We start from the raw sequence: 21,640 nt of genomic DNA on the forward strand, positions 1-21,640 counted from the left end.
TGTGCTCACGGAAAAAGAGAATTGTGAAAAACGTAGCGTCCTCACATGTTCTGCCCTTTCGCGCCCTCATCGACGCCTGCTGGAAAGAAAAATACACTTCATCGCGTTTTCTGCGTGATGTCATCGCCGGGATCACCGTCGGGATTATTGCCATTCCACTGGCGATGGCACTGGCGATTGGCAGCGGCGTTGCCCCGCAGTACGGGCTGTACACCTCGGCAGTTGCCGGGATTGTCATCGCCCTGACGGGCGGGTCGCGCTTTAGCGTCTCCGGCCCGACAGCGGCCTTTGTGGTGATCCTCTACCCGGTCTCCCAGCAGTTTGGTCTGGCTGGTTTGCTGGTCGCCACGCTGATGTCTGGCGTATTTTTGATTCTGTTCGGTCTGGCCCGTTTTGGTCGGTTGATCGAATACATCCCGCTCTCCGTGACGCTCGGTTTTACCTCCGGGATCGGCATTACCATCGGGACCATGCAAATCAAAGATTTTCTCGGTTTGCAGCTCGCACAGGTGCCTGAACACTATCTGCAAAAGGTCGGTGCCCTGTTTATGGCCCTGCCGACAGCGAATCTGGGCGATGCGGCGATCGGTATCGTTACGCTCGGCACGTTAATTCTCTGGCCACGGCTGGGCATTCGCCTGCCGGGGCATCTTCCCGCGCTGCTGCTGGGCTGCGCAGTGATGGGCGTGGTTAACCTCCTCGGCGGACACGTCGCCACTATCGGCTCGCAGTTCCACTACATTCTGGCGGATGGCTCCCAGGGCAACGGCATTCCTCAGCTACTGCCTCAGCTGGTGCTGCCGTGGAATTTACCTGGTTCGGACTTCACCCTGAGCTGGGACTCCCTGCGCGCCCTGCTCCCGGCGGCGTTCTCTATGGCGATGCTCGGCGCAATTGAATCGCTGCTCTGCGCGGTGGTACTCGACGGTATGACCGGCACCAAGCATAAAGCCAACAGCGAGCTGGTTGGCCAGGGGTTGGGTAACCTTATCGCGCCGTTCTTTGGCGGTATTACCGCCACGGCAGCGATTGCCCGTTCCGCCGCCAACGTGCGCGCCGGGGCTACCTCGCCAGTGTCTGCGGTTATCCACTCTCTGCTGGTGATCCTCGCCTTGCTGGCGCTCGCCCCGCTGCTGTCGTGGCTCCCGCTCTCCGCGATGGCCGCCCTGCTGCTGATGGTGGCGTGGAACATGTCTGAGGCGCACAAAGTGGTGCATCTCCTGCGCCGCGCGCCGAAAGACGACATCATCGTAATGCTGATCTGTATGTCTCTGACGGTGCTGTTTGACATGGTGATCGCCATCAGCGTCGGGATTGTGCTGGCCTCGCTGCTGTTTATGCGCCGCATTGCGCAGATGACGCGCCTGTCACCGGTGAATGTCGAGGTGCCGGAGGATGTACTGGTGCTGCGCGTTATAGGCCCACTGTTCTTTGCGGCGGCGGAAGGTTTGTTCAGCGATCTGGAATCGCGTATTTCCGGGAAGCGGATTGTGGTGCTGAAATGGGATGCAGTCCCGGTGCTGGACGCAGGCGGTCTGGATGCATTCCAGCGCTTTGTGAAGCGTCTGCCGGAAGGCTGCGAGCTGCGGGTGAGTAATCTTGAGTTCCAGCCCCTGCGCACCATGGCGCGCGCGGGCGTGCAGCCGATTCCGGGGCGCCTGGCGTTCTACCCGAATCGCGAAGCGGCATTAGCGGATCTCTAAACATAAAAGCGGCTCCATCAGGAGCCGTTTTTGTATTCATCTTCTGCAGGCTGGTTAGCGCTGCGGTTACCCGGCAGGTGTACTAACTAGGTTTATGCTGGTCCCGGCGGCAGCGTTTGTCGTAATGACGTACCCACCAGTATCGGTCGCTGACCTGCTCATGGCCACTCACGCGGGCCCCTGCCAGCCACAAAACCGCACCTAAAAAGATGCTCAGCACCGCGCCGTGCGCGAAGTATTGTGGGAGGTCAAGTTGCGGCAACTGGTTTAAAATAGAATAACCCACACCTGCTACCATCACGAACAGGCCCAACCCCATTAGCACGTTACCGAGTCGTGAAGCGTTTCTGCGTTTCATATGTCACCTCCGGAACTTTGGGTTGCAGGGAAATGTCCCTAATCCTTGTGTGTAAAGTATAGACAACGGGTCTTTTATGAGTTGCGTGAATGATCACAATAATGAGCACACCCGAGACAAAAGTTTACAAATAAGCGCCTGAACAGCTTGAAATTCTAATGATTCAAACCCGTCATTATTCAAATTTCCCCTCTTCCTGCCGCAGAATTTTGTCAAGCGGCGCGCCAGACAGTAAACTACGCGGCAAATCTGGAACCTTTAGGAATTGAAACGTGACGATTAAACTGATTGTCGGCCTTGCCAACCCAGGCGCAGAGTATGCGGCCACCCGCCATAACGCCGGAGCCTGGTATGTCGATCTGCTGGCCGAGCGGTTACGTGCCCCCCTGCGTGAAGAGCCGAAATTTTATGGCTATACCTCGCGTATCAACCTCGCGGGTGCCGATGTGCGTCTGCTTGTTCCGACCACATTCATGAACCTGAGCGGTAAAGCCGTGGCGGCGATGGCAACGTTTTATCGCATCAATCCGGATGAAATTCTGGTCGCCCACGATGAGCTGGATTTACCGCCCGGTGTCGCTAAATTCAAACTCGGCGGCGGTCACGGCGGTCACAATGGCCTGAAAGACATCATCAGCAAACTCGGCAATAACCCGAACTTTCATCGTTTACGCGTGGGAATCGGCCATCCGGGCGATAAAAACAAAGTTGTCGGTTTTGTGCTGGGTAAACCACCCGCTTCCGAGCAGAAGCTCATTGACGATGCCGTAGACGAAGCGGCGCGCTGTACCGAGGTGTGGCTCAAAGAGGGTCTGACCAAAGCCACAAATCGTTTACACGCCTTTAAAGCGCAGTAGTCCGCGCGAGACGCCATTTTTACCGCGCGTGACGGCGGTTACGTGTATAATAGGCAAAGTTATTTACTTTTCTTCAATCGGTTAATGCTAACGGGTTGAATATCAAGACATTAAGGTGATTTAAAGATGGGATTTAAATGCGGTATCGTTGGTCTGCCAAACGTGGGCAAATCCACCCTTTTTAACGCGCTCACCAAAGCGGGTATCGAAGCAGCAAACTTCCCGTTCTGTACGATTGAGCCGAACACCGGCGTCGTGCCGATGCCTGACCCACGTCTGGATCAGCTCGCTGAAATCGTTAAACCACAGCGCATTCTGCCAACCACCATGGAATTCGTCGACATCGCGGGCCTGGTAAAAGGCGCCTCCAAGGGCGAAGGCCTGGGCAACCAGTTCCTGACTAACATCCGTGAAACCGAAGCCATCGGCCACGTAGTGCGTTGTTTTGAAAACGACAACATCATCCACGTGAATAACAAAGTCGATCCGGCTGACGATATTGACGTTATCAACACTGAGCTTGCCCTGTCCGATCTGGACACCTGCGAACGCGCAATCCACCGCGTGCAGAAGCGAGCCAAAGGCGGCGATAAAGACGCGAAAGCCGAACTGGCAGCCCTGGAAAAATGTCTGCCACAGCTGGAAAACGCAGGCATGCTGCGCGCGCTGGATCTGACAGAAGAAGATAAAGCGGCAATCAAATACCTGAGCTTCCTGACCCTGAAGCCAACCATGTACATCGCGAACGTCAACGAAGATGGTTTTGAAAACAACCCGTACCTCGACAAAGTGCGTGAAATCGCCGCTGGCGAAGGCTCTGTCGTTGTTGCTGTATGTGCTGCCGTTGAGTCTGACATCGCTGAGCTGGACGATGCCGACCGCGAAGAGTTCATGGCTGAGCTGGGCCTGGAAGAGCCGGGCCTGAACCGCGTTATCCGCGCGGGCTATGAGCTGCTGAACCTGCAAACCTACTTCACCGCTGGCGTGAAAGAAGTACGCGCCTGGACCATCCCTGTCGGTGCCACCGCTCCGCAGGCGGCCGGTAAAATCCACACCGACTTCGAAAAAGGCTTTATCCGCGCACAGACCATCGCGTTTGAAGACTTCATCACCTACAAAGGTGAACAAGGCGCGAAAGAAGCCGGCAAGATGCGTGCAGAAGGAAAAGATTACATCGTCAAAGATGGCGACGTGATGAACTTCTTGTTTAACGTCTAAATAAAATTTGTTAGCTGACGAGATATCAGCAACAACAACCCTTATCAAATCCACGCTCCGGCGTGGATTTTTTATTTGTATAAAATTACAGGTATAATCCCGGCAAATTTCAAACAGGTTCAGATACGAAGATGACAAAACTTACCTTACAAGAGCAGATGCTCAAAGCAGGCCTGGTCACCAGCAAAAAAATGGCCAAAGTTCAGAGAACGGCGAAGAAATCCCGCGTGCAGGCTCGTGAGGCGCGTGAAGCGGTGGAAGAGAACAAAAAAGCCCAGCTCGAACGTGATAAGCAGCTGAGTGAACAGCAAAAACAGGCGACGCTGGCAAAAGAGTTTAAAGCGCAGGTGAAACAGCTGATTGAGATGAACCGCATCGTGGTGTCACGCGGGAACATCGATTTCAACTTCACCGATAACAACCTCATCAAAAAGATCGTTGTCGATAAAACGACGCAGACGCAGCTGATTAGTGGCCGTCTCGCCATCGCCCGCCTGGTGGTGGATGGGGCAAGTGAGAGTCAGTACGCGATTATTCCGGCAAGCGTCGCGGATAAAATCGCCCAGCGTGATGCAGACAGTATCGTACTGAACAGTGCCCTGAGTCAGGAAGAGCAGGACGAGGACGATCCGTACGCCGATTTCAAAGTGCCTGATGATTTGATGTGGTAATGACGTTTGCGGTCAGAACGGGCTGGCATTACGCACCGTGATGCACTCATCGCTCACGGGATGGACAAAGTGCAGCTCGCTGGCGTGCAGCATCAGACGCGGCGTGCGCCCGGTACCTGGCAGCGTGAGCCCACCATACAGATCGCAGCCTAAAATTGGGTGCCCCAGCTGCTGGCAGTGAATACGCAGCTGATGGGTGCGCCCGGTTTCCGGAGTCAGCTCGACCCGCGTCAACGGCAGTAACGCCCCTTCCCTTTTCTGATAAATACGTTCAATCACCCGATAGCGAGAGCGCGCGGGCTTGCCCGTGATAGCGCAAATCGACATCAGCGGGAACAGCGCCGGATCTTTGGCAATCGCTGCATCTATCACCCCCTCGTTATCGTCCAGATGCCCGCACAGTAGCGCAGTGTAAATCTTGGTCACGCGACGCTCGCTAAACTGCTGGCACAGCGCCGCATTGATAGCCTTATTGCGGGCCACCACCATCAGCCCGGACGTGCCGAAATCCAGGCGGTGCACGAGGGTGCAGCCAGGGAAAATCTTCACTAGTCGATAATGCACCGAGTCGAGATTCTGCGGATTTTTCCCCGAAAGGCTCAACAGCCCCGCCGGTTTGTTGATCAGCACCAGATGCGCGTCCTGATAGAGAATTTCAATCTCGTCGAGACACGGCGGGGCAATAAAGGTATCGATAATCGTAGACATCAGGCTGCACGGATAAAGAGTGGGAGCGGATGATAACGAATTTTCATCCTGGTGGCGAATCAGCCTGCCGCCCCCGCTGGAATTATCTATACTCCCTTTCATCTACCCTCACCCTGTAAGGCCGCCCGTGTTTGCTACTCTTCTTGTCGCTGTCGTTGCCGTCATCCATCTCTATATTCTGGTGCTCGAAATGTTTTTGTGGAACACCAAAACCGGCCAGAAGGCTTTTAATTTAAGCGCCGATTTTGCGCGCGAAACCCGCGTTCTCGCCGCGAATCAGGGGCTGTACAACGGCTTTCTGGCGGCGGGATTGCTGTGGGGGTTATCGCTCGGCGAACGCGGTGTTTCGGTGATATTCTTCTTTCTGATCTGCGTGCTGGTTGCAGGTATTTTTGGAGCGGTAACCGCCAGTCGGAAGATACTTTATGTGCAGGCGCTTCCAGCGCTTGCCGCGATCGTTGCGCTAATAGCCCGTTGAGATCATCCGTTACCGTTTAATTTACCCGTCCGGAACAATAAAGCGTTACGTCTCACCGTAGGCCTGATATCTCTCCCCAGCATCATGCGTAGCTGACGGCCTGAATCATAACGGCAACGCTTTGCCAAATGTGGGCATTATCCCTTTATCAGGCTATGAAGCGAAAAAGCAATGAGCAACATCCCGCCGGCAATGTTGACGTATTTTTTGAGCATTAACGGGTTCGTTTTTTTAACTGAAAATATCAGTGTCTGACTGACAGAGAAAAGCCAAACGCTCATCACCACGACATGCACTGATGCCAGCGTCAGGTAATTGCTAACCCCTCCCTTTATCCCGGCGAACTGTGAAACGACCGTCACATAGAAAAGGATGGCTTTTGGGTTCAAAACATTCGCAAGCCACGCCTCTTTTAACGTCACCACATGCTTTGAATCCCTAAACCCGTCTGTAGTGACCGTTATCCCACTGCGGATAAGCATCGCGCCTAACCAGAGCAGATAGGCCGTTCCGGCAACTTTGAGCACTGCAAACGCTGCCGGGGACGAGATGAGCACAGCAGTCACACCCAGCCCTATTAAAACCGCATGGGTGTATATGCCCAACGCTGTTCCGGCGAGCGTTCTGATCAGGCCTTTGTGACCACCAGCCAGAGCACTGTTCATAACGAGAGTGAAGCTTGCGCCGGGGGACAGTGCTACAGGCAGTAGTGCTGGCATAAAGCCGAAAATGTTCACATCCATAGATTTTGGATAGTAATGGACACTCTCACAGATTGCCAGTTGAGGCGCTGCGTAACCCTCTGCACTGCCACCGTAATCAACAACCGCAAGATTCTGTTCAAGGTCCGCGATTCACTTTCTAAGCTGGAAAAAACTGACGCCGGATGTGCTCCATTGCCAGCCTGAACTTACCCATCAGACTGCCAGTAAAGCGGTGAACCAAACACCTCAAGATAGTAATCGATCACCGCCCTGACGTTCAGCGGCGGATGACGGGTGTGGGGGTAAATAGCCGCAATGTTCTGTGGCTCCGTTTTAATAGAGGTATCCATATCGGTCAGTAGCGCGATCAGCTCACCGCTTTTCAGTCTTTCAGCAATCAGCCAGTCCGGAAAAAGCACAATTCCCATCCCGCCGAGAGCCGCAATAAGCAAAGTCTCTGCGTTATTGGATGACATCAGTGGCGACACGGGATAGTGCACCCACTCCTCACCTGGCCTGCGAACCAGCCAGCGGTTTGGCCCGGAAGAGCCGCTGTAGACAAGGCATTTATGGCGTCCGAGATCCTCCGGGCATTCAGGCATACCGTATTTATCCAGATACGCAGGCGACGCGGCCAGGTGATAAAACTGCTGCCCGAAAACGCGCGCATGAAAGGAGGAGTCAGCCAGAACGCCAATCCGGAAAATGACGTCAGCGGCATCCCTGTGTGGATCGATGTAATCATCGGTCAGCGTCAGCTCAATGGTCAAACGGGGGTAACGCGCCGTCAGACCCGGTAGTCCAGGGGCCACATGCCGCTGTCCGAAAAATACCGGGGCATTAATGCGAATTAGACCTGAAGGCTCCAGCGCACGTTCATCCAGTTCACGACGCGCATCCTCAAGATTACCGGCCATGGCGCGCGCGTGCCGGATAAAAAGGTGCCCACTTTCAGTCGGAATAACCGCGCGTGTGTTGCGATAAAAAAGCTGCTGACCGAGCGCGTCTTCAAGATGATGGATAACTCGTGAAACCTGCGAAGCCGATATTCCTTCGCGGCGCGCGACCACGGAAAAATTCTGCGTTTCATACACGTCAATAAAGATTAAGAGAGAACGGATACTGATATTGCCTGCGCCATGCATTGATGCAAATCCTGCAAAGGTGTTTCCTGAATTATGGCATTTTTCACATCTCAGGCCAGGTGTAATCTTCTGCGCTTAGATAACCGGAGAGAGTTTGCTATGCAACTGGTACTGATTTTAATTGTTATCGCGGGCGGAATGGGACTGTCCGTAGAGGCCGGGCTGCTGGGGCCGCTGGGAGGGAAAGTCGGCGATTTATGGGCGACATTCAGCGTATTCGGCGTGGGTGCGGCCCTGACATTTTTGCTGATGCTGTTTTTCAGTCCACGCAATAGCCCATCCTTTTTCGCGCAGCCCTCCTGGAACCTACTGGGCGGGGTGCTCGGCCCTGTTTACGTCATTATTCTGACCATCGCTACCCCGGCAATCGGTATCGCTATGACGATGATAGGTATTCTGGCAGGACAGGTATCCAAAAGCCTGATCATTGACCACTATGGTCTGCTGGGCACGCCACATCGAAAAATTGACAATAAACGCATTATCGCGCTGATTTTTATCGTACTGGCGCTGGTTCTTGTTGCTCGGGGTTAAGAAAAAATGATGACATTTATGATGATTGTGTTGGCGGTTATTGGTGGTGCAATGCTCAGCATTCAGGCTGCGATAAATGGCCAACTGGGTAGCAAAGTGGGTGTATTCAAAAGCGCATTTCTGACCTTCTCCGTCGGCGCGCTTATTACTGCCCTGCTGATTTTCTTCTTTGAGCCTAAACATGCTACCAGCCTATTGGATGTACCGAAGTGGCAGCTGTTAGGTGCTATGTTTGGTGTGCCTTACATCGTCATTATGGTCTTTGCCGTCCAACGTATCGGCACAGCCGTTGCAACGGTTGCGGTGATTTTCGGTCAGCTGACAATGAGCATGCTGATTGATAACTTTGGCTGGCTTGGCAACGGGGCGATCCCCTTCTCAATGAATCGTCTGGGTGCCATCCTCTGTCTGGGTATCGCGCTATTCTTCATCTATTCCAGCAACAGAAGCAAAGCAGCACCGGCTAAAGAAACGCGTCATCAGGCAACCGTAAACGAATAAACGTCCCGGATGAGTAGCAAAAAAAAGAAACCGTCGTCGTGACCGGTTTCTTTTAAATTTAGCGGGGTGTTATTTAACGCAGATTATCTGGAAAATTGTCCGGCAATTCACTCGCCGCGCAGGCAATCACATCGTCATTATTCGCACCGCAGTCACGAATAAAGGTGATGGTGGCAAATTCATCAATAACCTCCGTAGGATAAGCCGGACCGGTATCGCGGTACTGGTTCATCAGCGGAATATGGTCATTCTGGAAACACACCGTTTTTTCGGGGTTATTCATCACCCAACGTGGGAAGAAAATAGTGCCATGGAAGAGTTTATCCCCCAGGTTGACAATTAAGCTTACATCCGTGCCGGTTGGCTCCGTCCAGGAGATTTTATAAATACTCTCACCCACGCGGACGATATAAGCCTGCTGATCTTTGACCCAACGATTCCCCACCAGGCCGCTGTGAATACGGTAGTCCAGGGTTTGTTCATTTTTGACATAAATTTCGTAGTTCCAGCCGTTGTCGTAGGTGTACACCAGATGTTTACCGACAAAACCGCTCAAATCATGTTTATCAAAGTTGCTCATTTCAGGTCTCCTCTGTTCGATAAAATAAGTCTAATGCTTTAATATTTTGATGAATAGCGCTATTTTATGATGATATTAATCGAATAAATGAATCATTATGAATAAAACAACGCTGGAACAATGGGCAATCCTGGACTGTGTGTTCACTACCGGCAGCTTTGCCCGCGCCGCCGATACGCTACACCGCAGCCAGTCTTCTATTAGCTATAATCTCGCGCAGCTCCAGACGCAACTGGGCGTGACGCTGCTGGTTCCAGAGGGGCGTCGTACGGTATTAACCCCAACCGGGGCCACGCTGTTGCGCCAGGTACGCCCGCTCCTGAAAACATTTAGTTATGTGGAGGCTCAGGCCGCAACTCTGCAGGAGGGAATGCGATCGCAGCTTAATTTGGTGGTGGACGTTATCTATCCTCGGGAGCGTCTGTTCTCTGCCCTGCAACAATTCCAGCAGCGCTGGCCGACTATTCGGGTGAAGCTAACGGAAGTCACCGAGAGCATGTTCCCCACCATGTCCGCTGTGGACGATGCTGATGTGATGATCGTGACCGACCGGCAAAATATTACTGGCCGGGGAGAGTGGCTAATGAACGTGGATTTTATTGCCGTGGCACATCGCGATCATCCGCTGCTGTCGGTATCCGGCACGTTGACCGAAGCACTGCTCAGCAACTGGCCACGGATACAAATAGCAGATAGCGGGAAAGCGGCCACAGGGGATAGCCAAAACTGGGATTTCTCCACTCTGGATGCGGCGGCAGGCGCTGTCGTGGCCGGTCTTGGATACGGCTGGCTGCCGCAGGCCCCTATTCACCAGCAACTGGCGGCGGGCATACTGCAACCATTGCCCCTCAGCCACGGCTCGCACCGCGTCACGCCATTACACATCATCCTGCGCCGTGATGTTCCGCCCGATGAACCGGTCAGTTTCCTGATTTCAGCCCTGAAAAAGGCGCTTTAAACCACACCGCAATGTGGTGCGCCGATAAGCGCCTGATTACATTCTTATATCGTACTTCCGTTGCAGTACGATATAAGCTTGTTATTGGGTGTCTGCCTGTTTGCTGGGGGTGCCTTATTACGTCAACGTCACACCGCCTTTTACCTCGGTGCTTTTCTTTAGTGTGCTGATTACGTGGTGGAACAACTTCGGCGTTATCGGCTGCTTTGAAATACCCTACCCTTGTCAGGTGTCGCGGGTAGTTGGGTAGTTGGGTAGTTGGGTAGTTGGGTAGTTGGGTAGTTGGGTAGTTGGGTAGTTGGGTAGTTGGGTAGTTGGGTAGTTGGGTAGTTGGGTAGTTGGGTAGTTGGGTAGTTGGGTAGTTGGGTAGTTGGGTAGTTGGGTAGTTGGGTAGTTGGGTAGTTGGGTAGTGCAGAGATTCTATTAGGGATAATGATGGTATTCGGGGAGTCGTGGGTTTGAAATATGAAAGTCCGCTTAGTGCCATTAGAGGACATTACTGGCTCAAGGAAGCAATAATTGCTAAAAGTAGTTCTTAGCTAACCGGACTGCAGTTGGCGTAAACCATTCAGTATTGCACCGGGAACCCATTCTCTAACAGGTTCCCGAGTTAATATTAAAGCCAGCAGCCTTAGTGGCGTGAAAGGCTAAAAAACCAGGCTATTACTGCACAAGCGGTCAGAACCAATCCCAGTTGTTGCACGATACCGGCAAGTCCCAGCATCATTCCCAGCAACATATAGTAGACTAATCCAAACAACGCTCCGGCCGCTCCGGTCTGTTCACGGTATCGGCTCAGGGCCTGGCTGAGCACGTTTGGAATCGCGATGCCATAGGCAACCACAATCCCGGCCATCGGTAAAAGGATCCAGACAGAATGCTGTAATATCCATGCTGCGATACCGGATAACAGGGCCAGCAGGCAGGCATTCTTCACCAGTTTTTCTGGTGACAAACCTATAGACAACAGTTTCCGGTTCCAGAGGCTGCCCGACAGAGAAGCTAAAGCCAGTAAAATCCCCGTCCATCCGAAAGCACGGGGACTCCAGCCCAGTTGCCCGAAAAGAAACGGTGCCAGGCTGTAGTAACTGAAAAGCATCGTATTGAGCAGCGCAACAAGCATTGCATTTTTCCACAGCCTTCCATCACCCGCCATTCGGTAACCCAGCCCGCCAAAACGGGCACTGGAAGTATTTTCCGACCGCGTTTCAGGCAGCAGTAATGCGGTCAGTGCCAGCAGCGCCAGGGCCAGTGTCACCAGCGCAACGAACACGCCTGTATGTCCGTACAGGCTAACCAGCCAACCTCCACTTACCAGACCGAAAACCGGGCTTATTGCCAGCGCCGCTCCCATTACGGAAAAGACACGGGCTAAGGCCGTTGATTCGTAACTATCCCGTAACATGGTCTGAACGACAACGGACCCGGCAGCTGCCCCCATGGCCGCCACCATGCGAGCCAGGAGTAAAACACTAAAGTCTGGGGTTACAAGCGCCAGTGCGGAACCGGTCCCGTAGCACAGAAGTCCGGCCATCATCGCCGGTCGCCGACCAATACGGTCGCTTAGCCAGCCCCAGAGTGCAACGCCGACGGCAAACGCGACAAAATAGACTGAAAGTGTCTGCGTGGCACGTTCACTGCCTACCTGAAAAGCACGGGCGATGTCAGGCAATGCAGGGCTGTATATGGTTTCCACCAGTTGGGGAAACATAATCAGTATTGTCAGTAGCCACAACGGTGGCTGCTTATTGGTATCCATAACATTAATCCCTTAAATAAGCAGAACATGCGGCTATTATTGTGGAAATTTTCTTGTCACATTATCATTATAAGGACTGTATATATTTAAAATCGGACATAAAAAATGAAGATAAGCCCTGAAGATTCTTTCGATCCGGATCAGTACGATGAACCGGTTATCGGAATTGCATCCGATATGGGGATACATGATTCAGGGATGCATAGCCATCTTCGTCATCAGTTACTTTTTTCGGCAGCGGGAAGTATCACAATTGAGCTGGATAATACCCTTTGCCTGCTCCCACCCCGGCGTGCTGCCTGGATTCCTGCCGGCACGGTTCATCGTGCCATTATGAATGGTTCAATGGCCTACCGTTCTCTTTACTTTTCAAATAGCTTACCGCTATCGGCATTACCCCTGCAGATTGTAGAAGTTAATCCCCTGTTCTTTGAGGTGATCGAGCGGATGGCATTCTGGCAATGGGGAATGTCCGCAGAACGACAAAGCAGTCTACTCACTGTTTTCTGTGAAGAAATTAAAAATGCTCAACGTGAAAACTGGACGTTACGGTTTCCTTCAGATAGTCGACTTAATACCTGGCTGGACACGGTCCGCAAAGGCGAGTTACCCCCACGGTTGGGCCAGTTAGTCCAGAAGGTCGGTGCATGTGAACGCACGATAAGCCGTATATTTATCCGGGAAACGGGAATGAGTTATCAGAGCTGGAGGCAACAGTGGAGGCTGCTGAAAGCGATGGAAATGTTGTGTGACGGTTGGTCGCTAAGTCAGGTTGCACAGCAGCTTGATTTTGTCAGTGACAGTGCCTTTATTGTCTTCTTCCGCCAATATACGGGGACAACGCCGACCCGTTACCTCCGGAATTCAATTGCTGAACATCAGGACGTATCTTCGGTTTAACAGCCAGTACGAACCTATTTTAATCGAGCTGCCATTGCGTTCTTCCATATTTAGCCGATGTGCGCTGGCAGAGGGTGAGTCGAGAGTTGATCGTAAAAGGTGTCCTGGATATTTTTGGGCATGATAACGTTCTGAATGCATTCTCTCTGAGACTCATCAGGAAGGCTGTTTATTGAGATTCTGGTTTCTATCAGACAGTGGTGTCATGTGTGCGAAGGTCCGCTTATCGCTCAAAGCGGACTTTCTGTTTAGTCAGTTAGTTCCAGTATTCATATTGCGCCGTCATTACGGCGTTATGTTTGTCCATATACTGTTTTCCTGTCCGATCGGTTGGGGTGATCGTGATATCCATATTGGCATGTGTGCACTCTCCATGTGAGTTCCACTCCTTGCAGGTGGTCAGTTTTTTTTCAATCGTGAAATACGTCTGGGTCTTGCTCAGGGTCAACTCACGGCCCTCGTTATCATAGCCATACTCTTCTATGGTTGAAGGTGATTGGGTTTTGATCAGACGATGATTATCATCATAGATATATACAATCGTATTATTATCTATCGCCATACGTCCTTTGCTTACCGCGCTTGCCAGTAATCCTGATGAATTAAAGGTGTAGTCGATTGTGCCAACTGCGGTTTTGTCTTTATCTCCCGGTTTTGTAGCCACGAAAACGGAACGATTAATCGCGCGGCTGATTATTTCTTTACTGTTAAGCTGGTACATTCCCTCAAGAGTCTGCCGATATATCTGCGTGGTTTTCTGGCTGTTTTTATCGGCTATGACCCCGTTTGAGTCTACCTGGATGCGCCAGCCAAATTCCGTTTTATTCAACTGAATGTCAGAGGTTGCCGTGAAAACGCCGTTCTGGCCCGTTGAGGCTTTGACCTCTTTCATATGGCCGCTTATTAGCTCACCGCATTGACTGAAGTTGCTTTGAAGCGATGTGCGGAGATATCCATCAGGGCTATCAATAGTGACTGATACAGATTTGGGCGTTTCAGTTCTTGCCTGCTGACCAAGAAGGATGAAGTTGTTCAGTTTGTTTTTAGCGAGGGTTTCCACAGTGCATTGTGCTGCATAAGTCTGAAATGTGCAGAGGGATAAGAGAGTAATAAACAGGTTTTTATTATTGAATGACACTATTTGTTGTCCTCATGAACCAGTCGGTTATCCAGATTATCTCATTAAGAGGTAACCTGCTCCTGAGTGAGTTGGTAAACATCATACATCGATGAACTTTTCATCGGTTTAACCGACCAATGAAACCGTGTCCCTTTGCCAATCATGATAGCGCTACGAATTTCAGTAATTGGTTGAAACTCGTGATTCGACTTCTGAAACTCCATTTGCTTGTTGCGCAGTGGCGCCGCGCCGTAAATGTCTCGGAATTCATGAATGAGCATCGCTTCGAATTCAGAATATACCTTTGAGGCGTTTCTCGCCCGAGGGAAACAATAGCCAATGAGGAACTCATGCTCGCCTTGCAGGTCCGCAAGATCCATCAGCCAGTTCTTATGCTGAGTAATGCGCTGTTCAAAGTTTCCTTCGCCGATGTACACCGTGGGAGAAATGCCGCGTGGGTATTCAATAGCAAACAGGCCATCGAGCCTGATGACATAAACGCACCGTTTAAGATCCTCCTGACTAACGCCTCTGCTTTGCAATACAGGAAGAACATCTTTTTTCCAGGTCTGGCGGCAGTTCCACTTCAGCCAGTCCCACTTAATTTGAACAACTGCCACTTAATCACTCCTTATCAAGATTATTTTGCTCCCGCTGCACCCGCCTGTTGAGCTTATCGCTTCAATTATCCGGCGATAGCCAACAAAGTTGCAAATGGATAGCCAGGTGAAGACAAATGCTCTCTTTTCACCCTAAATACACCGTCATGATATATCGGCAGAGAAACGACTTTGATGAGTGGTTATTCATCTTCTCGCTATTGGTGAGCGTTACCTTCCCCTTAGCACTTCTGACTGTTGATGTACATTCACTAAGCCGTCCGCACCTGCCGCACAGCGGATCGTCAACCCAGTTAGCTGTCCGCGGTGTGCCAGAAGCGGACTTTTAATCTTTCTAGAAATATCTCATGCCGTGGCCAAATTTTGTCGACCACTACACATTAAGGCGGCAATGAGATACGCTCATTTTGCGTCAGAACATTTCACCGAAGCCAGACTTTTGCCCCACTAAACAACATGGATTGGATGATGTTATGGAAAATAAATATACGCATGACTTACACGAAATTCTGTGTTTAAAAACGTTCGGTGAAGCTTTCGAAGCTTATCGCGTCGATGATTACGACAGAATGATCACCGAATGGGCAGAAAGAGAGCTACTCTCCCTCAATAGCTCTGAAACCTTATTAATTTTAGCCTCCCTCAATTTAGATAAACATCCTGAATCAGATGCGATTGAGCGCTACCTTCATGCATATATGCACGAAAAAAACATGATTGTCCCTGACATCAGCACTAGTTCAATTACGTGGCTAAGGTTTAAGGCTTGGTGTCTGATGCAAGCTGATTCTTCCACAGAAATAGAGTTACGGTTGCACCAAATCCCTGCTTTTCACCTATCTTTTGGTTCCCGTATTGTCAGCAACATCTGCTGGCAGCTTTACGGCATATACGATGAACTCTTTGATGATTGGGGGCCCGACTATCCCTCTAAGGCCTCAGCGATGAGCGAAGCAGACATTCTTGATTTTGTGAAATGCCGCGTGAAACCTTTCTATCGTGTTCTCTGTAGCAACGATTGGGCCTGGGTTTTGGCCCGAGCAGTATAAGCAATCTATTGTCCGCAAAGTGCCAGGAGCGGACGTTAGACAAAAGTAGTGTCCCTTTTTATAAGTGCCTTATTTTTAATCAAATGAAAGCAACCCCCTTAAGTCACCTGACCATAATACCAGCGTTCTCCCGTAAACCACTCATCACGGTCCTCACTTCCATAATATTCGAGAGTGATACCGATTTCCTGTATGTTAGCAGGAAGAACGAGTCCCCACTCAGCTACAAGGCTACGATCTTTGATCAAAGCCGAAGCACCATTTTCAGAACGACCTTCAGCTATAAAGCCTTGAAAATATTCTTCAGATCGATAAAGGCAGACCTCACTTGTAAACATATCAGGAAGACATACGACAGCGGTAATTCGAGGGCTGTAATTCATACCAGCAGTAGCCGTTATGAGGTTTGAACATGCATTAATCAAAGCTTGCGCACAATCCGCTTTGGTTTTAAGCGTGCTGCATTTCCCCTCAACGATATTAATGTCTACTGGAATTTTAAAATTCCAGTAATGCTCATCTTCTGAGAAAATGCTACGTTCGGGGTTGTGAAAAGTACTAGCCCAACGGTTAAGAGCTTTGATGCGTCGGGGAATATTTCTGATTTTGGTTCGATAGTCTCTGTTAAGTCGTCTACTCATGAATAATTTACTTTTAGCTCGTCAAACAGTTAGAATTGTGTCCCTACACAAAAGCATTCTATCCTAATTTATTCAGCTTATCGTTATGCATGTAATCAAACGCACCGCAATCGGCTTGCGAGAAATTATGTCCGCTCCTCGCTCACAGCAGTCGCTCCTAAAGGTTTTCCATATAATAAAACGCTTTCATTAACTCATCTTCTGTAAGCGGCGATATCAAACTTGCCCCTGTATCTATCTCAATCTTCATCAATAGCTCGCTGCGGGTTATGCCCAATCTATTCGCAACATGGTTAGCGCAACTCCGTGCGTGTGACGCTCTATGCGCAAGAAGGCCTTCTGCGGCTAGAACTTTTCTTCTTGATGACGAATGTGACATTGATTACTCCTTTAGCCTAAATCACTCCCCATAAAAGCATTATGCGATAAGAAAAATAACGATGTTCTCGCTAGCTTTATTCTGGAAACACCATAAGCGCAACTTCGTAAACCACAATAGCTGAGGTGTCCGCTATTCGCTCAAAGCGGATCAACCCGCTCTTTAACCAGTCCTCGTCATACCAGAAGCAAGCCTTGCCAACATCATGATATGCTCCATTCTGGACAGAAGAATGCCCCGTTATTCCCAGTGCATTGCGAATCAAAGACCGTAAAAATAATGACATCACACATGGAGAACCTTGTCATGGATTTCACTATCCGTCACGCACACCCTGAAGACTTTGGCAGGCTACGCGCTATTGAATTGGCGGCTTTTGAAACCTTGCGTAATGCGGGTGCGGTAACAGACGAGGCGGGCGCGTGTAGTCTGGAGGAATTGAGCGATTTCTGGCGTAACGGTCTGCTGCTTACGGCCTGTACGTCTGATTCTGTTCCAGTAGGGTTTGTCGCAGCTAAAGTTGAAGAGACCTGGCTGCACGTTGCTGAAATGGATGTACATCCGGACTGGCAACGCCACGGTATCGGCAGACGGCTTATGCAGGCTATTCTCACTATTGGTCAGCAGCGTGGTCTGACGGGAGCCTCGCTGACAACAGACAAAATGGCCGCTTTTAATGCCCGATTTTACGCCACATTGGGTTTTGAAATTGTAGAAGGTCTCGCACGACCGCCGCATCTGGTAAGCCAGATTGCTGAAGAACTCGCGTCAGGTTTCAACCCGGCGAGGCGTGCAGCGATGTGTATGACTTTCAGCGACGTACACAATCCGCCTCAAATAACCTCAACAACCTCAAACTCTTCTGCGATCAGCTCCATCTCTTCAGAGAAGTCCCCTTCACGCGCGAAAAAGCGCTGATGTTCTTTCCGCCAGTACTCAAGGCTCAAATCGCCCTCCCCCTCTTTTCTGGCAAACTCATCGGTCACATCGCAAAAACGCACCAGGCGCATTGAAATCAATCTGATCACGCACGCCGGTGCATTCTGACCATCAAGAACGATGTTATAGCTGCCGATCCGGGGAGCAGTCTCCTCCTGTTGATACGATGAAAAAGAGCCACATGAGGCCGTTTTGATCCCTTTTTTAATCAGGTCAGCAAGCTCGTTAGCCAGCTCAGGGCTATCACCCATTTGCCAGGCATTCGCACCCGGATACTTCACCTGCAGTTCATCCAGCGTCGTCATAATTATTTTCCTGTCATTAAGTGAGTTAGCGGCTGCCAGACCGAACGAGCCGAAGCCCTCTTGAGACAATTTTTTGGAACTCTTCGCACTCGGTATGCTCTGGTTGTGTACAGCGTGCGGCATGCTTCAGCCCGCGGCTTAATAGCTGCAATCTTCGAATGGTGTTGTCAATCTTCAGTGATTGCTGATGAAGCTGCTCGCGGTCTATTGCGATCGTCCCCTTTGCACCAAACATCGCTGCAATATCATCCAGAGAAAATCCTGCTGCCTGCCCCAGCGCGATCAGCTGCAGCTTATTAAGCACATTCTCATGATACTGCCTTCTCAGACCGTTGCGACCCACCGGCTGGATCAATCCTCTCTTCTCGTAATAGCGCAGCGCCGAGGGATTAATGCCCGAAAGGTCGGCGATTTCTCTGATATCCAGTTCTTTCATCGTTGACTTAAACCTGACTTTAACTTGCACACTGTCTGCCAGCTTAGCATTTCATCAGCAAGGAGAAGACTATGGATATGATGTTGGTGCTTAAAACAGTCATAACGGGGATGGGCGCAACAGGGGTGATGGATATATGGTCCTGCTTTCAGAAACGCACTCTTAAGGTTCCGCCACTGAACTATGCCCTGGTGGGCCGCTGGATTTTGGGTTTGCCGGGCGGGACGTTTTGCCATCACACGATCGTCTCAGCGCCGCCACTACGCGGGGAGCTGTTGACGGGCTGGGTATTTCACTATCTCACCGGGATACTTTTTGCTGTCGTGCCGCTGATGCTGTACGGAGCAGAATGGTTCACTACCCCCTCCCTCTCGACAGGACTGCTCGCCGGTCTGTTAACGTTATTTGCCCCCTTTTTGATTCTGCAGCCTGCGCTGGGTTTCGGCATTGCTGCGTCACGCACGCCTCGCCCGTGGCTGGCTCGTCTGTTCAGTGTGCTCACGCATCTGGCTTACGGCGTCGGGCTTTATATCGCGGCCTGCGTGATGAGCTTTTAAGGGATAGGGCTTATCGTTACGCCTGACCGCCATACGTCAGCCAAAACGTCGTAAGTCGGCATCATTTTTTCCTGTTAGACGCGATGGGCCGGCGGAGTATTATGATAAATCAGGTCTGCTTGCCCCATTCAGGAGGACAAAGAATGTCTGAACATCCCTCAGTAGCGCTTATTGGCCCAGGTGCTATCGGTACCACCATTGCCGCGGCACTGCATGAAGTGGGCCGAACGCCCCTTCTTTGCGGACGCACCGCTCATCCACAGTTAGTGTTACGCCACGATGACGGCGAAATCATCGTACCCGGTCCGGTCATCACCGATCCTTCGCGCGTCAGCCGCCCGGTCGCGCTTGTATTTGTGGCCGTGAAAACCACCCAGGTCGCTGACAGCGCCGGGTGGCTGGCCGCGCTGTGCGATGAAAACACCGTCGTCTGTGCGTTGCAAAATGGCGTTGAGCAAAAAGCGCAGCTCGAACCTTACGTTAACGGTGCCGTGGTCGTCCCGTCGGTGGTCTGGTTCCCGGCTCAACGCGAGCCGGACGCCTCCGTGTGGCTGCGCGCCAAACCGCGCCTGACCCTCCCCGCTATCCCGCAGGCAACACGGATCAGCGATGCGCTGAGTGAGACGCGCTGCGCGGTTGAATTGTCAGCGGATTTTACCTCCATCGCCTGGCGCAAGCTGTTGCAGAATGCCGTCGCGGGCCTGATGGTGCTGGCGAACCGCCGTGCAGGGATGTTCTCGCGGCAAGATATCACGGAGCTGGCACTGGCGTACCTGCGCGAATGTCTGGCCGTGGCGCGGGCAGAAGGCGCATCGCTCGGCGATAACGTTCCGCACGAGATCGTTGAGGGTTTTCATCGTGCCCCGGCGGATTTAGGCACGTCAATTCTCGCCGACCGTCAGGCCAATCGTCCGCTGGAGTGGGATATTCGCAACGGTGTGCTCCAGCGTTATGGCGAAAAGCATGGTATTCCTGTCCCTATCAGCCGCGTTGTGGTCCCGCTGCTGGCGGCGGGAAGTGAGGGGCCGGGTTGACGTTATCGCTCGGGGCGGGCTTTTACTGCCGCCCCACGTCCACTACCACCAGTACCCCAAAACTCCCTTCCGGCACGGAATGCTTCGCCCCCTTTGGCACAATAAAGAACTCCCCGGTTTTCAGGGTAAAGTGCCGCTCCTCCACCACCAGCGGCAGCTCACCGTCCAGCACCAGCAGCAGTTCGTCGAAATCATCATGCGCCTCGGTTGGAAGTCCCTCCCCGCCCATCTTTAGCACTTTAATATTGGCGTTCCCAACGGTGCCAAGCACGCGCGAACGCCAGACATCCGGCAGGTCTGCCACCACGCTCGCAATTGAGGTTTTCATTGAACACTCTCTGTTTAGTCTGATCCGCGCTACCACCTTTAGCATGCACAGGTGAATTACCGTTATAAATTCATCAGGTTAAGGTTGCTGGATTTTAACTAAGCAAAGATAACGGACTAAATTTGAAGAACATTTTCACAAGCGAAGCCATTGAGCCAGCCGCAGAATTCCGGCACGCAATGACATTCTCAACTAGACTTGAATGTTGTTATTTGCCACCTGTTTGCACATCAACCTGAACTATCCATCTCCTTTCACTCCACCCGAGAGGTTCAATCATGTCATTTGTCACCACCAAAGATAACGTTGAGATCTTCTATAAAGACTGGGGACCAAAAGAGGCGCAGCCTGTCTTCTTCCACCACGGCTGGCCGCTGAGCGCTGACGACTGGGATAACCAGCTGTTGTTCTTTTTGGCGCAAGGCTATCGCGTACTGGCGTCCGACCGCCGGGGCCACGGGCGTTCAAGCCAGGTCAGCGACGGACACGATATGGATCACTACGCCGCCGATGTCTCCGCCGTTGTGGAACATCTGGATCTGAAAAATGTGGTACATATCGGGCACTCGACGGGCGGCGGGCAGGTTGCGCGCTATGTCGCAAAATATGGTCAGCCGCAGGGGCGCGTGGCAAAAGCGGTGTTGATCAGCGCAGTACCGCCGTTAATGGTCAAAACGCCGGAGAACCCAGGCGGCACGCCGATTGAGGTCTTTGACGGGTTCCGCCAGGCGCTGGCCGCCAACCGCGCACAATTTTATCTTGATGTCGCGACAGGCCCGTTTTACGGCTTTAACCGGGAGGGCGCGGAAATCTCACAGGGCACCATTCAGAACTGGTGGCGACAGGGAATGATCGGCAGCGCGAAGGCGCACTACGAGGGTATCAAGGCGTTTTCAGAAACCGACCAGACCGACGATCTGAAGGCTATCACCGTCCCTACCCTGATTTTGCAGGGCGATGACGATCAGGTCGTGCCGTATAAAAATGCGAGCCTGCTTCAGGACGAGCTTCTCAGCAACAGCACTCTCAAGGTCTATCCAGGCCTGCCACATGGGATGCACACCACCCATGCTGACCTGATTAACCAGGATCTTCTGGCGTTTATTCGCAGCTAACCCCCCCCTCGGTATAGCCGCCCAGGCTATACCGCCCCTCTCA

General features: G+C 51.7%; 26 protein-coding genes. 14 read left to right on the forward strand and 12 right to left on the reverse strand.

Features of this window, described 5'->3' with window-relative positions; genetic code table 11:
- The first annotated feature begins 23 nt into the window (after positions 1 to 23).
- The gene (gene dauA / locus ACB496_RS12085) at positions 24 to 1,703 is read left to right on the forward strand and encodes a C4-dicarboxylic acid transporter DauA (protein ID WP_102103902.1); all 1,680 of its coding nucleotides are present in this window, start codon (positions 24 to 26) and stop codon (positions 1,701 to 1,703) included.
- 82 nt (positions 1,704 to 1,785) lie between these two features.
- Here the strand turns inward: dauA and ychH are convergent, their stop codons facing one another.
- Complete coding sequence (gene ychH, locus ACB496_RS12090) at positions 1,786 to 2,061, reverse strand: stress-induced protein YchH (protein ID WP_100779906.1); 276 nt, start codon at positions 2,059 to 2,061, stop codon at positions 1,786 to 1,788.
- Between the two features lie 272 nt (positions 2,062 to 2,333).
- Here ychH and pth point away from each other — a divergent pair, with 272 nt between their 5' ends.
- From pth to ACB496_RS12105, 3 genes are all read left to right on the forward strand, one after another.
- Positions 2,334 to 2,918, forward strand: a complete 585-nt coding sequence (gene pth, locus ACB496_RS12095; protein ID WP_100779905.1) for an aminoacyl-tRNA hydrolase — start codon at positions 2,334 to 2,336, stop codon at positions 2,916 to 2,918.
- A 126-nt stretch (positions 2,919 to 3,044) separates the two neighbouring features.
- Positions 3,045 to 4,136 (forward strand): redox-regulated ATPase YchF, encoded by a 1,092-nt coding sequence (ychF, locus tag ACB496_RS12100; protein ID WP_100779904.1) that lies wholly within the window; start codon positions 3,045 to 3,047, stop codon positions 4,134 to 4,136.
- Positions 4,137 to 4,267: 131 nt separating this feature from the next.
- A complete protein-coding gene (locus ACB496_RS12105; RefSeq protein WP_100779903.1) occupies positions 4,268 to 4,807 on the forward strand; it encodes a DUF2058 domain-containing protein in 540 nt (179 codons plus the stop codon).
- A 12-nt stretch (positions 4,808 to 4,819) separates the two neighbouring features.
- On the opposite strand, the gene ACB496_RS12110 is transcribed toward ACB496_RS12105, so the two are convergent.
- Positions 4,820 to 5,515 carry an RluA family pseudouridine synthase gene (locus tag ACB496_RS12110; protein ID WP_371972658.1) on the reverse strand — a complete coding sequence of 232 codons (696 nt, stop codon included), beginning with the start codon at positions 5,513 to 5,515 and terminating at the stop codon, positions 4,820 to 4,822.
- A 127-nt stretch (positions 5,516 to 5,642) separates the two neighbouring features.
- Between ACB496_RS12110 and ACB496_RS12115 the strand changes: the two genes are divergently transcribed.
- A complete protein-coding gene (locus ACB496_RS12115) occupies positions 5,643 to 5,993 on the forward strand; it encodes a DUF1304 domain-containing protein (RefSeq protein WP_371972659.1) in 351 nt (116 codons plus the stop codon).
- Positions 5,994 to 6,130: 137 nt separating this feature from the next.
- On the opposite strand, the gene ACB496_RS12120 is transcribed toward ACB496_RS12115, so the two are convergent.
- The gene (locus tag ACB496_RS12120) at positions 6,131 to 6,736 is read right to left on the reverse strand and encodes a LysE family translocator (protein WP_102103910.1); all 606 of its coding nucleotides are present in this window, start codon (positions 6,734 to 6,736) and stop codon (positions 6,131 to 6,133) included.
- Positions 6,737 to 6,903: 167 nt separating this feature from the next.
- Positions 6,904 to 7,842: a LysR substrate-binding domain-containing protein gene (locus ACB496_RS12125; protein ID WP_371972661.1), complete on the reverse strand. Its 939-nt coding sequence runs from the start codon at positions 7,840 to 7,842 to the stop codon at positions 6,904 to 6,906.
- A gap of 99 nt (positions 7,843 to 7,941) precedes the next feature.
- Here ACB496_RS12125 and ACB496_RS12130 point away from each other — a divergent pair, with 99 nt between their 5' ends.
- Positions 7,942 to 8,376 carry a DMT family transporter gene (locus ACB496_RS12130; protein ID WP_371972662.1) on the forward strand — a complete coding sequence of 145 codons (435 nt, stop codon included), beginning with the start codon at positions 7,942 to 7,944 and terminating at the stop codon, positions 8,374 to 8,376.
- Positions 8,377 to 8,385: 9 nt separating this feature from the next.
- The gene (locus ACB496_RS12135; protein WP_100779897.1) at positions 8,386 to 8,877 is read left to right on the forward strand and encodes a DMT family transporter; all 492 of its coding nucleotides are present in this window, start codon (positions 8,386 to 8,388) and stop codon (positions 8,875 to 8,877) included.
- A gap of 73 nt (positions 8,878 to 8,950) precedes the next feature.
- On the opposite strand, the gene ACB496_RS12140 is transcribed toward ACB496_RS12135, so the two are convergent.
- Complete coding sequence (locus ACB496_RS12140; protein ID WP_107703416.1) at positions 8,951 to 9,457, reverse strand: phenolic acid decarboxylase; 507 nt, start codon at positions 9,455 to 9,457, stop codon at positions 8,951 to 8,953.
- 97 nt (positions 9,458 to 9,554) lie between these two features.
- Between ACB496_RS12140 and ACB496_RS12145 the strand changes: the two genes are divergently transcribed.
- Positions 9,555 to 10,415, forward strand: a complete 861-nt coding sequence (locus tag ACB496_RS12145) for a LysR family transcriptional regulator (RefSeq protein ID WP_371972663.1) — start codon at positions 9,555 to 9,557, stop codon at positions 10,413 to 10,415.
- A 631-nt stretch (positions 10,416 to 11,046) separates the two neighbouring features.
- Here the strand turns inward: ACB496_RS12145 and ACB496_RS12150 are convergent.
- Complete coding sequence (locus ACB496_RS12150; RefSeq protein ID WP_371972664.1) at positions 11,047 to 12,174, reverse strand: Bcr/CflA family efflux MFS transporter; 1,128 nt, start codon at positions 12,172 to 12,174, stop codon at positions 11,047 to 11,049.
- Between the two features lie 105 nt (positions 12,175 to 12,279).
- Here ACB496_RS12150 and ACB496_RS12155 point away from each other — a divergent pair, with 105 nt between their 5' ends.
- The gene (locus tag ACB496_RS12155; protein ID WP_371972665.1) at positions 12,280 to 13,074 is read left to right on the forward strand and encodes a helix-turn-helix domain-containing protein; all 795 of its coding nucleotides are present in this window, start codon (positions 12,280 to 12,282) and stop codon (positions 13,072 to 13,074) included.
- A gap of 256 nt (positions 13,075 to 13,330) precedes the next feature.
- Here the strand turns inward: ACB496_RS12155 and ACB496_RS12160 are convergent, their stop codons facing one another.
- Both ACB496_RS12160 and ACB496_RS12165 read right to left on the reverse strand, forming a co-directional pair.
- A complete protein-coding gene (locus ACB496_RS12160) occupies positions 13,331 to 14,212 on the reverse strand; it encodes a hypothetical protein (protein WP_371972666.1) in 882 nt (293 codons plus the stop codon).
- Positions 14,213 to 14,256: 44 nt separating this feature from the next.
- Entirely contained in the window at positions 14,257 to 14,814 is a 558-nt protein-coding gene (locus ACB496_RS12165; RefSeq protein WP_102103919.1) for a hypothetical protein, read from the reverse strand.
- Between the two features lie 473 nt (positions 14,815 to 15,287).
- Here ACB496_RS12165 and ACB496_RS12170 point away from each other — a divergent pair, with 473 nt between their 5' ends.
- Entirely contained in the window at positions 15,288 to 15,863 is a 576-nt protein-coding gene (locus tag ACB496_RS12170; RefSeq protein ID WP_102103920.1) for a hypothetical protein, read from the forward strand.
- Positions 15,864 to 15,961: 98 nt separating this feature from the next.
- Here the strand turns inward: ACB496_RS12170 and ACB496_RS12175 are convergent, their stop codons facing one another.
- Entirely contained in the window at positions 15,962 to 16,504 is a 543-nt protein-coding gene (locus ACB496_RS12175) for a DUF3916 domain-containing protein (protein WP_371972668.1), read from the reverse strand.
- A 685-nt stretch (positions 16,505 to 17,189) separates the two neighbouring features.
- On the opposite strand from ACB496_RS12175, the gene ACB496_RS12180 reads away from it, so the two are divergent.
- Positions 17,190 to 17,801: a GNAT family N-acetyltransferase gene (locus ACB496_RS12180; protein ID WP_371972669.1), complete on the forward strand. Its 612-nt coding sequence runs from the start codon at positions 17,190 to 17,192 to the stop codon at positions 17,799 to 17,801.
- Here ACB496_RS12180 and ACB496_RS12185 read toward each other — a convergent pair.
- Together ACB496_RS12185 and ACB496_RS12190 are read right to left on the reverse strand one after the other, a co-directional pair.
- Positions 17,717 to 18,127: an ASCH domain-containing protein gene (locus tag ACB496_RS12185; protein ID WP_198520751.1), complete on the reverse strand. Its 411-nt coding sequence runs from the start codon at positions 18,125 to 18,127 to the stop codon at positions 17,717 to 17,719. The two genes, ACB496_RS12180 and ACB496_RS12185, sit on opposite strands and share 85 nt — an antisense overlap.
- 25 nt (positions 18,128 to 18,152) lie before the next feature.
- Positions 18,153 to 18,563, reverse strand: coding sequence for a helix-turn-helix domain-containing protein (locus ACB496_RS12190; RefSeq protein ID WP_371972670.1), 411 nt, complete (start codon positions 18,561 to 18,563; stop codon positions 18,153 to 18,155).
- Between the two features lie 71 nt (positions 18,564 to 18,634).
- Between ACB496_RS12190 and ACB496_RS12195 the strand changes: the two genes are divergently transcribed.
- The gene (locus ACB496_RS12195) at positions 18,635 to 19,120 is read left to right on the forward strand and encodes a DUF2938 domain-containing protein (RefSeq protein ID WP_371972671.1); all 486 of its coding nucleotides are present in this window, start codon (positions 18,635 to 18,637) and stop codon (positions 19,118 to 19,120) included.
- Between the two features lie 143 nt (positions 19,121 to 19,263).
- Complete coding sequence (locus ACB496_RS12200; RefSeq protein WP_371972672.1) at positions 19,264 to 20,154, forward strand: oxidoreductase; 891 nt, start codon at positions 19,264 to 19,266, stop codon at positions 20,152 to 20,154.
- Between the two features lie 22 nt (positions 20,155 to 20,176).
- Here the strand turns inward: ACB496_RS12200 and ACB496_RS12205 are convergent, their stop codons facing one another.
- Positions 20,177 to 20,482: a cupin domain-containing protein gene (locus ACB496_RS12205; RefSeq protein WP_371972673.1), complete on the reverse strand. Its 306-nt coding sequence runs from the start codon at positions 20,480 to 20,482 to the stop codon at positions 20,177 to 20,179.
- A gap of 278 nt (positions 20,483 to 20,760) precedes the next feature.
- On the opposite strand from ACB496_RS12205, the gene ACB496_RS12210 reads away from it, so the two are divergent.
- Positions 20,761 to 21,597, forward strand: coding sequence for an alpha/beta fold hydrolase (locus ACB496_RS12210; protein ID WP_102103926.1), 837 nt, complete (start codon positions 20,761 to 20,763; stop codon positions 21,595 to 21,597).
- Positions 21,598 to 21,640: the final 43 nt, after the last annotated feature.

It is taken from the genome of Lelliottia nimipressuralis (assembly GCF_041464075.1).
GTDB classification, from domain to species: Bacteria; Pseudomonadota; Gammaproteobacteria; order Enterobacterales; family Enterobacteriaceae; genus Enterobacter; species Enterobacter nimipressuralis.